Genomic DNA, 9,788 nt, shown 5'->3' with positions numbered 1-9,788 from the left:
CTTTATGGCGTGCTGGACCGGCGGCTGGCGAAGAATGAATACGTCGCCGGAGACTTCTACTCCATCGCCGACATGGCGATCTGGCCCTGGGCCAGCCTGTGGGAGGGCCAGCAGCAGACGCTGGAAGACAAACCGCACATGGCCCGCTGGCTCAAGGTCATGGCCACCCGTCCAGGGGTGCAGGCGGGGCGGGGCTTGCACGCCGAACTGCGCGGTGATCACCGCAGCAAAGAGGCGCAGGGGGTGCTGTTCAAGAGGTGAAGCTGGTATCCGGGTTGTCTTGGCCGAGGCTTTCGCTACCGACACCATTCATTTGCAGGCCAGATCACCTCTCCGCCGGCTGCACGGCTCGCTGATACAGATGCCAAGTGGTGTGGCCAAGGATCGGCAGGGTAAAGATCAGGCCCAGAAAGGCCGGAACCAGCGACAGCAGCATGGTGACCGCGATGATCGCCGCCCAGCTCAGCATGACCACCGGGTTTTCCCGGACGACCCGAACGGATGTGATCATCGCGGTGATGAAATCCACCTCGCGGTCAAGCAGCAGGGGCATGGCGACGACGGTCACCGAGAACAGCACCGCCGACAGAAAAGCGCCGACACAGGTGCCGATCGCAAGAAAGATCCAGCCCTCGGGCGAAAAGAACACGGTATTCAGGAACCCTTCGAGATCCGAGAAGGATGAGTGTTGAAGGACGATCACCATCACGGTCCGGAACTGATAGAACCACACCCAAGAAATGAACAGGGTGACAAAGGCCATCCAACCCATTTCGCGTTTGCGCTGATTGGCCATGACCGTGAGAATATCACGCCAGCCAAAGTCTTCGCCCTTCTGCATCCGGCGCGACATTTCATACAGCCCGGCGGCGGCAAAGGGCGCGACCAGCGGAAAGCCGACGGCGGCGGGAATGACCATCCAGACCGCGCCCAGCCAGACCAGGGCCCAAACGAACAGTATCCCGAACAGCGCGTAAAACAGGCCGAAAAAGCCGCTCATGACCGGGCGCGCCAGAAAGTCGGAAAACCCCGCTTTTAGCGACTCGGCAATATCATCCGCCGTAACCTTGTTGACCTTGGGCGCAGTCCCCTGCTGCGGCGCCGGGTTGCCCGGCGTGGACCCTTCGGCTTTGGATGCCATGACAAACTCCTCGCGGGAAAGTTTGCATCAGGTCAGGCATCAGGGCAAGCCGGCCTGCCCATCCCCCCGCACCAGCAGATCCAGCATCCCCGAGATGTCCTCGATCTCTTCCGCGATCACATGGGTCACCGAATGGGCCCGCTGCATCCGTCCGGTGACGCGCAAGAGCCGTCCCGAGATCACCGCCCGGCGGAACCGTTCGTAGATCTTGCGCCAGACGATTACGTTCACGATGCCGGTCTCGTCCTCGAGCGTGACAAAGATCACCCCCTTGGCCGTCCCCGGCCTCTGCCGCAGGATCACCAGCCCCGCGACCATCACCCGCGCGCCCTCGGGCGGCTCCTGCAGCCGGTTGGCGGGCAGGCAGGCGGGCGGGCGCGGCCAGTCCTGGCCTGAAACCGTGGGGGATGCCGGGGCAACGATCATGAGAACAAAAATAGAACATACGCTACGAATGTCCAGACGCGCCACGACGAGTCGCAAATGAGGGTGGAAACGCCTAGATGGCTTGATTAGGAAGATGCGAAACATCGCAAGAGGAAGACGCGAGCAATGGCAAAAATCACTTACATCGAGCACGGTGGCACCGAGCACACCGTCGAAGTCGCCAACGGCCTGACCGTGATGGAAGGCGCCCGCGACAACAACATCCCCGGCATCGAAGCCGATTGCGGCGGGGCCTGCGCCTGCTCGACCTGCCATGTCTATGTCCACCCCGACTGGGTCGAGAAGCTGCCCGCCAAGGACGACATGGAAGAGGACATGCTGGATTTCGCCTACGAGCCCGACCCGGCCCGTTCGCGCCTGACCTGCCAGATCAAGGTGACGGACGAACTGGACGGGCTGATCGTGCAGATGCCGGAAAAGCAGATCTGATGCGACGGCGCATGTCCCGCTCGTCCGGCGGCATGCGTTGCGGCTTCAAAGCGCCGCGTCTGGCGGTGCGCTTTTGGCCGTGCCGCGTGCGCGGCGCGCTGATGGCTGCATGCCTGTGGCTGGTGGGTCCTGACTTGGCCGCCGAAACCATAGCGACCGCCCACTACACCGACCCGACCACCCGCTATCCACACGGCGTTCTGGGTGACCGGATCGAATGGGGGACGCTTGAACTCAGGCTTTCGGACGGCGTGCACCGCACCTTCACCTTGCCCGATCATCTCGTCTTCGAAGACCTCGCGCCCCGGGTGGTCGACGTCACGGGCGACGGTCTTCCGGAAGTCATTACGGTGGAGAGTGACGCGCAGCACGGCGCGCGCCTTGCCATCTACGGCCCGCACGGCCGCATGGCGGCGACACCGCATATCGGCACCCGTTTCCGCTGGCTGGCCCCGGTCAGCGCAGCTGACCTCGACGGCGACGGACATGTCGAAATCGCCTATGTCGATCGCCCCCACTTGGCCAAAATCCTACGCATCTGGCGCTTTGCCGACGGCCAACTGACGGAAATCGCCGCGCTCCGCGGCCTGACCAACCACCGGATCGGCGAGGATTTCATCTCGGGCGGCCTTCGCACCTGCAACGAACGGCCCGAGCTGATCGTCGCCAGCGCCGACTGGCGACGGATCATCGCCGTTCACCACGAAGACGGCTGGCGCACCAGAGACCTCGGCCCGCTGACCGACAACAAAGCCATGGCGCGCGCGCTCACTTGCTGACCGCACGCTTCATCTGGCCTCAAATATCTTGGGGGTGAGGCCGCAGGCCGCGGGGGCAAAGCCCCCTTTCCCTGCAGGCATTCAAACGGTCAAAGCGCCCGCCACCCGATATCGCGCCGATAGAAGCCGCCCGGCCAATCGATGGCCTCGACCATTGCGTAAGCGTTGTCACGCGCCTCCTGCAATGTTGCTCCACGCGCCGTCACGTTCAAAACCCGGCCCCCTGAGGCCACAATCTGTCCGTCCTGCGCCTTGGTACCCGCATGAAAAACCATATGGCTGCCGTCCTCGGGCAAGTCATCCAGCCCGTTGATCACGCTGCCTTTTTCATATTCCCCAGGATAGCCCTGCGCGGCCATCACCACGGTCAAAGCGTGATCGTCGGCCCAGTTGACCCGCGCCTCGTCCAGCCGTCCCTCGGCCGCCGCATGCATCAGGTCCAGCGCCTGCGCCCCCAGACGCATCATCAGAACCTGACATTCCGGGTCGCCAAAGCGCACGTTGTATTCCACCAGCCTCGGTTGCCCTTCCTTGATCATCAGACCGGCATACAGCACGCCCTGAAACGGCGTGCCGCGCCGGGCCATCTCGGCCATCGTCGGGCGCACGATCTGTTCCATCGCACGCTCCTCGACCTCGGGGCTCAGAACCGGTGCCGGAGAATAGGCTCCCATGCCGCCGGTGTTCAGGCCGGTATCGCCCTCGCCCACGCGCTTGTGGTCCTGCGCGGTGCCGACCGACAGGATGTTCGCGCCGTCGCACAGCACGAACAGAGAGGCCTCTTCGCCGTCCATGAACTCCTCGATCACCACTTCGGCCCCGGCCCCGCCGAACGCGCCGCCGAACATGTCGTCCACAGCCTCCAGCGCAGTCGCCTCGTCCATCGCCACAATCACGCCCTTGCCCGCGGCCAGACCATCGGCCTTGACCACGATCGGCGCGCCCTGCTGGCGGATATAGGCCTTGGCCGGCTCGGCCTCGGTGAACCGGGCATAGGCGGCGGTGGGCGCACCGGCCGCATCGCAGATCTCCTTGGTAAAGCTTTTTGAGGCCTCCAGCCGCGCCGCTTCGGCCGAGGGGCCGAACACCAGAATGCCCGCCTCGCGCAGCCGGTCGGCAACCCCGGCGGCCAAGGGCGCCTCGGGGCCGACAATCACGAAATCGATGGCGTTTTCCTCGGCGAAACTGACCACCGCGCCGCCATTCTCGATATCTAGTGCCGCACAATCGGCGATCTGCGCGATCCCGGCATTGCCCGGCGCCACGATCAGGCGGTCGCATTTGGGGTTCTGCATCACCGCCCAGGCCAGACTGTGTTCGCGCCCGCCGCTGCCGAGAATGAGGATGTTCATGAAAGTCTCCGATCTGCTTGGCCTTGCCTGCGCGGCGTTCTAAGCTGCGCGGGCAATCGAAACAAGGCGCTGAAATGTCCGACCTGCTTGACGATCCGATTCCCGGCCAGAATACCCCCGAATACACCGTGTCCGAGATCTCGGGCGAGGTGAAACGCACGCTGGAAGGCACTTTCGGGCGAATCCGCGTGCGCGGCGAGGTCGGGCGCGTATTCAAGGCGCGCTCGGGGCACCTGTATTACGACGTCAAGGATGACCGCAACGTGCTGGCCTGCACCACGTGGAAAGGCCAGATCTCCGGCCTAGCGGTGATCCCCGAGGAAGGGCTCGAGGTCGTGGTCACGGGCCGCCTCACTGCATTCGGCGCGCAGTCGAAATACAACATGAACGTCGACGAGGTCGTCGTGGCCGGTCAGGGCGCGCTGATGGCCTTGCTGGAAAAGCGCAAGAAACAGCTGGAATCCGAAGGGCTGTTTGCGCCCGAGCGCAAGAAACCCCTGCCCTTCCTGCCACAGATCATCGGCGTCGTCACCTCGCCCTCGGGCGCGGTGATCCGCGACATCCTGCACCGCCTACGTGACCGTTTCCCGCGCAAGGTGCTGATCTGGCCCGTGGCCGTGCAGGGCGCCAACTGCGCGACCGAGGTCGCCAACGCAATTCAAGGCTTCAACCGCCTGACGCCCGGTGGCGCGCTGCCGCGGCCCGACCTGATCATCGTCGCCCGTGGCGGCGGCTCGATCGAGGATCTGTGGGGTTTCAACGAAGAAATCGTGGCCCGTGCCGCCGCCGCGTCCGAGATCCCGTTGATCTCGGCCGTTGGGCACGAAACCGACACCACGCTAATCGACTATGTCTCGGACCGCCGCGCGCCCACGCCCACAGCCGCCGCCGAACTGGCCGTGCCCGTGCGGATGGAACTGCTGGCCTGGACCGGCGAACAGGGCGCCCGCCTATCCCGCGCGGCCACCGACGCTGTGCAGCGCCGCGCCCAACGCCTTCGCGATCTGTCGCGCGCACTGCCGCGCCCCGAAACTCTGCTGGATGGTCCGCGCCAACGGCTGGACCTGATTGCCGATCGTCTGGCTCCAGCGTTGCAACGCGGCGTGCAGAACCGCCGCCTGCAAGTGGTGGAACTGTCGGGGCACCTGCGCCCGTCAACGCTGCGCAGCCTCGTGGCCGCGCGGCGGGACACGCTGCGCAACCTGTCCTCGCGCCTGTCGATCCGCCCGATCCAGCGCGAAATCCAGCAGCAGCGCGACCGGGTCAACCAGCTGGCCCAGCGCATGACGGCCGCGCAGACTCTGCGGATGGACCGGCTTCGCCAACAACTGGATGCGACCGACCGACTTAGGGAAACGCTCAGCTACAAGGCCACACTTCAACGCGGCTATGCCGTGGTGCATGCCGAAAGCGGCGTGGTCACCACAAAGGCAATGGCCAGCAAGCACGCCACTCTGACTATTGAGTTCGCGGATGGAAAGTTGAAGGCAGCACCGCTGTCCGGAACGGCCTCAGCCGCGAAGAAACCATCCAAGCCACCAGCCCCGGATCAAGGGTCGCTGTTCTAGAAACCCGAGCGATCAAACCCCGACATCCGGGCCATAACAGATCATCTCTTCGTCGATGTCGCCCGCTTCATACAACTCGGTTGCCTCGGGGTCGCCTTCGAACTGAGCGACCAGCCCGCCCCCCGATTGCCTAAAGACCCAGCATTGCGGGTCCGGGCGATCTTCGTAGACAAAACAGATCTGGCCGTCCTGTTCATACCAGACGCCCTGTTTGCAGTCGCCATCCAGAAATGACCAGATCACCCGCCGGTCCGGCAGGTACCGCTCGACCCCGTAGGCAACGCCGTCGAACCCGTAAAACAGGGTCTTGCCCCGGGTGTAGGCATCGAATTCGGCGCCCGACAAGGACTGGGCCACCACCGGTGGGGCCAGCACGGAAAACAGAATCGCCGCTCGCGTGAACATGGGGGTATCTTGGCAGATGCCGCCGCCCTGTGCCATCGCCCGTTTGGCCGCCGCATGCCATGCCCCCACGTTACGGGTTGAGGATTTGCCCCGCTTGCGGCGAAACTTTCCGGCGCAGGCGGAAACCGGAGGCCAAAGATGACCATTCTCGTACTCGCAGCGCTGGCCTGTGCCCTGGCCTACCTGGCCTTGACGGCTCGTCCGGCCAGTCTGCTACGCACGGCGCTGAAAACCGCCAGCGTCGCCCTGCTGGCCGTCGAGGCCGCAGTGCAGTCCGGCCCTCTGCTTCTGGTCCTCGCGCTTTCTCTCTGCGCCTTTGGAGACGCGCTTCTGTCGCACGAGACAGAAGGCGCATTCATGGCCGGCATCGGGGCGTTCGCCGCCGGGCATCTGGTTTACATCGCTCTGTTCTTGACCCATCCGGCAAGCGACACCGCGCTGATCTTGGACAAACCCGGATACGCCTGGACGCTGGTCGTTCTGGGAATCGTGATGGCCACGCTGCTAGCCACTCGGGCCGGGGATCTGCGCGGACCGGTCCTTGCCTATATCCCGATCATTCTGGGCATGGGCATCACTGTTCTGACCCTGCACGAGGCCGGGGCGCTGCGCTGGGCTTTGCCAGCCGCGATGGCCTTCATCGCCTCGGACCTGATCCTGGCAACCGAAAGGTTCCTGCTGCCGCCTAGCCACCCGGCCCTGCGGCTGACGCCCTATCTGGTTTGGCCGCTCTACTGGGGCGCACAGTTCGGCTTTTTCCTGGCCTTCACCTGACCCTTTGCAACTGCCGCCATTCCGCATTAGGTGAAGAGAACACCTGCGGAGACCACTATGGCGTTTTTTACCAAGCTCAAGGACCGGCTGTTCAAATCCTCGTCCCGCCTCGAACAGGGGCTTGAGGCAATCGTCGAGGACGGCGGCGAAGAAACCACCGCCCCCGATCCGATGATCCCCCAGCCCGAGCCCGAGCCGCAACCCGTCCCGGAAATCCCCGAACCCGCACCCACACCGCAGCCGGTCGAGACACCGTCGCCCGAGCCGGCCGATCCGACGCCCGCCCCGCCGCCGCCGGAATTGCCGGAACAGGCGCAATCCAAAGGCCTGATCGGGCGTCTGTTCGGTCGCGGCGATGCCGGGCCGGTGGTCCGCCGCACGCTGGACGACGACATGCTCGAACAGCTCGAGGAACTGCTGATCGCCTCGGACATGGGCGTCGACACCGCCCTGCGCGTCACCGCCAACATGGCCGAGGGGCGCTATGGCAAGAAACTCTCGACGCAGGAAATCAAGCAACTGCTGGCGCAGGAAATCGCCCGCGTGATGGAGCCGGTCGCCAAACCGATGCCGATCTACCCCAAGCGCCCGCAGGTGGTGCTGGTGGTGGGCGTCAACGGGTCTGGCAAGACCACGACGATCGGAAAGCTGGCCAGCCAGTTCAAGGCCGCCGGCAAAAAGGTGGTCATCGCCGCCGGCGACACCTTCCGCGCCGCCGCCGTGGAACAGCTGCAGGTCTGGGGCGATCGCGCCGGTGTACCGGTCCTGACCGCGCCCGAAGGCTCCGACCCCGCCTCGCTCGCCTTCGACGCCCTGACCAAGGCGCAGGCAGACGGCGCCGACCTGCTGATGATCGACACAGCCGGCCGCCTGCAGAACCGCGCCGATCTGATGGAGGAACTGGCCAAGATCGTCCGCGTCATCCGCAAGATCGACGAGACGGCGCCCCACAACACGCTCCTGGTGCTCGACGCTACTACCGGTCAGAACGCGCTCAGCCAGGTGGAAACCTTCCGCAAGCTGGCCGATGTCTCGGGCCTGGTGATGACCAAGCTCGACGGCACCGCCAAGGGCGGCGTGTTGGTGGCGCTGGCCGACAAGTTCGGCCTGCCGATCCACGCCATCGGCGTCGGCGAACAGATCGACGATCTGGCCCCCTTCGACCCCGAGGAATTCGCCGCCGCCCTGACCGGACTCGCCCCCAACTGACCTTCATCTGGCCCCAAATATCCTCGGGGGTCTGGGGGTGGAAAACCCCCAGCCTCTCCACCAGCGAAAGACCCGCAGCGTGAGCGACTGGCTGATCTCCCTCGAAGGCACCGAGGCCGGACACAGGCTGGCCCTTGGCCTCGCCCTTATGGCGGCCTTCCTACACGCGGTTTTCGGCGCGCTGCAGAAGGGTCGGCATGACCCCTGGCTGTCGCGCGGGGCGATCGACGCCTGCTATTGCCTGATGGCCGCGCCCATTGCGTTCTTCGTCGTGCCCTGGCCCGAACCTTTCATGTGGCCGATATTTGCCGTGGTCTGGCTGATCCATGTCGCCTACAAGACGCTGCAGGCGATGGCCTATACCAAGGGGTCCTACACCGTGGTCTACCCGGTGGTGCGCGGCACCGGCCCGCTGTTCACCGTCATCGGTGCCTATCTGCTGTTCAACGAAACCTTCTCGCCCACCCAATGGCTGGGCGTTGCCGTGTTGCTGACCGGTATCTTTGGATTGGCTGCCTACAATTTCCGCTTTCTGGAAACCAACCGCGAGACTTTGGGCATCGCATTGGCCCTTGCGGTTGCAACCGGCCTCTTCGTGGCGCTCTACACCACCTATGACGCCTACGGCATCCGCGCCACGGCTGATCCGTTCACCTTTCTGGCCTGGTTCTTCATGATCGACGGGGCGACAATGCCGATCTACGCCTTCCTGCGCTGGCGGGCGATGATTCACCGCCCGGCGATCGGGCCGTTGATGCTGCGGGGGCTTGCAGGCGGGCTGATCGCCCCCATGTCTTTCGGAGCAATCATGCTGGCCACCCGGCTGGACAAGGTCGGCGAAGCCGCGGTGCTGCGCGAAACCTCGACCGTCTTTGCCGCGCTGATCGGCTGGCTGGCCCTGAAAGAGACCGTGGGGCCTCGGCGCATAATCCTGATGGCATTGATTGCATTGGGCGCGGTAATAGTTGAAATGGGCGGGTGAACAGCAGGACGACAGGCATGGCAGACAAGAAAGAGATCAATCCGTTTCTGAAACAGGTGCTGGAACTGGGACCACCGCTGGCCTTCTTCTTCATCTACCTGCGCCTGCGCGACGACAGCTTTCTGATCGGTGGCACGGAATATTCCGGCTTCATCGTGGCCACCATCATCTTCGTTCCGCTGATGTTGGGGGCGATGGGTATCCTGTGGTACCTGACCGGCAAACTCAGCCGGATGCAGATCTTCACCGCCATCATGGTCATCTTTTTCGGCGGCCTGACCGCCTGGTTCAACGACGAGCGGTTCTTCAAGATGAAAACCACGTTGGTCTACGGATTCTTCTCGCTGACGCTGGGCATCGGTCTGCTGCAAGGGAAATCCTACCTCGCCTATGTGCTGGACGAGATGCTGCCCATGCGCCACGAGGGCTGGATGATCCTGACCCGCCGCCTGTGCGCCTGTTTCGCCGTGCTGGCCGTGGCCAATGAACTGGTCTGGCGCACCCTGTCCACCGATCTGTGGGTCAAGATCGAAACCTTTGGCTTCCCGATCGCCTTGATGGGGTTCCTGATGCTGCAATTCAGCATCCTGCAAAGCTACATGGACGACCCGGACCAGAACTAAGACACCGACCGGCGGGCCCAACATCGGTAGAAAACCTCACAAAATCCTTGGCTTGACGCGCAAGCTGTGGAAAGCTGAC

At 64.1% G+C, this 9,788-nt stretch carries 12 protein-coding genes; 8 read left to right on the top strand and 4 right to left on the bottom strand.

Translation table 11 applies throughout. From position 1 onward, the window contains the following. Positions 1-261: glutathione binding-like protein (locus AC2FM3_RS07455; RefSeq protein ID WP_496680317.1), on the top strand; the 261-nt coding region annotated here is incomplete at its 5' end. A gap of 64 nt (positions 262-325) precedes the next feature. Here the strand turns inward: AC2FM3_RS07455 and AC2FM3_RS07450 are convergent. Then, a complete protein-coding gene (locus AC2FM3_RS07450) occupies positions 326-1,141 on the bottom strand; it encodes a DUF2189 domain-containing protein (protein ID WP_496680315.1) in 816 nt (271 codons plus the stop codon). A gap of 39 nt (positions 1,142-1,180) precedes the next feature. Then, positions 1,181-1,567, bottom strand: coding sequence for an OB-fold nucleic acid binding domain-containing protein (locus AC2FM3_RS07445; RefSeq protein ID WP_496680314.1), 387 nt, complete (start codon positions 1,565-1,567; stop codon positions 1,181-1,183). A 126-nt stretch (positions 1,568-1,693) separates the two neighbouring features. Between AC2FM3_RS07445 and AC2FM3_RS07440 the strand changes: the two genes are divergently transcribed. Then, positions 1,694-2,017, top strand: a complete 324-nt coding sequence (locus AC2FM3_RS07440) for a 2Fe-2S iron-sulfur cluster-binding protein (RefSeq protein ID WP_149776058.1) — start codon at positions 1,694-1,696, stop codon at positions 2,015-2,017. 32 nt (positions 2,018-2,049) lie between these two features. Next, the gene (locus AC2FM3_RS07435; RefSeq protein WP_496680324.1) at positions 2,050-2,796 is read left to right on the top strand and encodes an FG-GAP repeat domain-containing protein; all 747 of its coding nucleotides are present in this window, start codon (positions 2,050-2,052) and stop codon (positions 2,794-2,796) included. A gap of 89 nt (positions 2,797-2,885) precedes the next feature. Here the strand turns inward: AC2FM3_RS07435 and purD are convergent, their stop codons facing one another. Next, the gene (gene purD / locus AC2FM3_RS07430) at positions 2,886-4,148 is read right to left on the bottom strand and encodes a phosphoribosylamine--glycine ligase (protein WP_496680312.1); all 1,263 of its coding nucleotides are present in this window, start codon (positions 4,146-4,148) and stop codon (positions 2,886-2,888) included. Positions 4,149-4,222: 74 nt separating this feature from the next. On the opposite strand from purD, the gene xseA reads away from it, so the two are divergent. Next, complete coding sequence (gene xseA, locus AC2FM3_RS07425) at positions 4,223-5,716, top strand: exodeoxyribonuclease VII large subunit (RefSeq protein ID WP_496680311.1); 1,494 nt, start codon at positions 4,223-4,225, stop codon at positions 5,714-5,716. A gap of 12 nt (positions 5,717-5,728) precedes the next feature. Here the strand turns inward: xseA and AC2FM3_RS07420 are convergent, their stop codons facing one another. Further along, positions 5,729-6,121 carry a hypothetical protein gene (locus AC2FM3_RS07420; RefSeq protein WP_496680310.1) on the bottom strand — a complete coding sequence of 131 codons (393 nt, stop codon included), beginning with the start codon at positions 6,119-6,121 and terminating at the stop codon, positions 5,729-5,731. 138 nt (positions 6,122-6,259) lie between these two features. Between AC2FM3_RS07420 and AC2FM3_RS07415 the strand changes: the two genes are divergently transcribed. The 4 genes from AC2FM3_RS07415 to AC2FM3_RS07400 all read left to right on the top strand — a co-directional run bounded on the left by AC2FM3_RS07415 (position 6,260) and on the right by AC2FM3_RS07400 (position 9,709). Next, complete coding sequence (locus tag AC2FM3_RS07415) at positions 6,260-6,895, top strand: lysoplasmalogenase (protein WP_496680308.1); 636 nt, start codon at positions 6,260-6,262, stop codon at positions 6,893-6,895. 57 nt (positions 6,896-6,952) lie between these two features. After that, positions 6,953-8,104, top strand: a complete 1,152-nt coding sequence (gene ftsY / locus AC2FM3_RS07410) for a signal recognition particle-docking protein FtsY (RefSeq protein WP_496680306.1) — start codon at positions 6,953-6,955, stop codon at positions 8,102-8,104. Between the two features lie 79 nt (positions 8,105-8,183). Then, the gene (locus AC2FM3_RS07405; RefSeq protein ID WP_496680305.1) at positions 8,184-9,086 is read left to right on the top strand and encodes an EamA family transporter; all 903 of its coding nucleotides are present in this window, start codon (positions 8,184-8,186) and stop codon (positions 9,084-9,086) included. Positions 9,087-9,103: 17 nt separating this feature from the next. After that, positions 9,104-9,709 (top strand): inner membrane-spanning protein YciB, encoded by a 606-nt coding sequence (locus AC2FM3_RS07400; protein WP_496680303.1) that lies wholly within the window; start codon positions 9,104-9,106, stop codon positions 9,707-9,709. Positions 9,710-9,788: the final 79 nt, after the last annotated feature.

Source organism: Ruegeria sp. BHSB172 (assembly GCF_059613165.1).
The sequence above is the reverse complement of the archived record's forward strand: the minus strand, read 5'-3'. Positions and strand labels throughout refer to the sequence as shown.

Excerpts from the sequence above, each read along its gene's own strand:
- AC2FM3_RS07435 (WP_496680324.1), top strand. The coding sequence starts at position 2,050 with ATGCGTTGCGGCTTCAAAGCGCCGCGTCTGGCGGTGCGCTTTTGGCCG.
- AC2FM3_RS07445 (WP_496680314.1), bottom strand. The coding sequence starts at position 1,567 with ATGATCGTTGCCCCGGCATCCCCCACGGTTTCAGGCCAGGACTGGCCG.
- xseA (WP_496680311.1), top strand. The coding sequence starts at position 4,223 with ATGTCCGACCTGCTTGACGATCCGATTCCCGGCCAGAATACCCCCGAA.
- AC2FM3_RS07450 (WP_496680315.1), bottom strand. The coding sequence starts at position 1,141 with ATGGCATCCAAAGCCGAAGGGTCCACGCCGGGCAACCCGGCGCCGCAG.
- AC2FM3_RS07420 (WP_496680310.1), bottom strand. The coding sequence starts at position 6,121 with ATGTTCACGCGAGCGGCGATTCTGTTTTCCGTGCTGGCCCCACCGGTG.
- AC2FM3_RS07400 (WP_496680303.1), top strand. The coding sequence starts at position 9,104 with ATGGCAGACAAGAAAGAGATCAATCCGTTTCTGAAACAGGTGCTGGAA.
- purD (WP_496680312.1), bottom strand. The coding sequence starts at position 4,148 with ATGAACATCCTCATTCTCGGCAGCGGCGGGCGCGAACACAGTCTGGCC.
- ftsY (WP_496680306.1), top strand. The coding sequence starts at position 6,953 with ATGGCGTTTTTTACCAAGCTCAAGGACCGGCTGTTCAAATCCTCGTCC.
- AC2FM3_RS07415 (WP_496680308.1), top strand. The coding sequence starts at position 6,260 with ATGACCATTCTCGTACTCGCAGCGCTGGCCTGTGCCCTGGCCTACCTG.
- AC2FM3_RS07440 (WP_149776058.1), top strand. The coding sequence starts at position 1,694 with ATGGCAAAAATCACTTACATCGAGCACGGTGGCACCGAGCACACCGTC.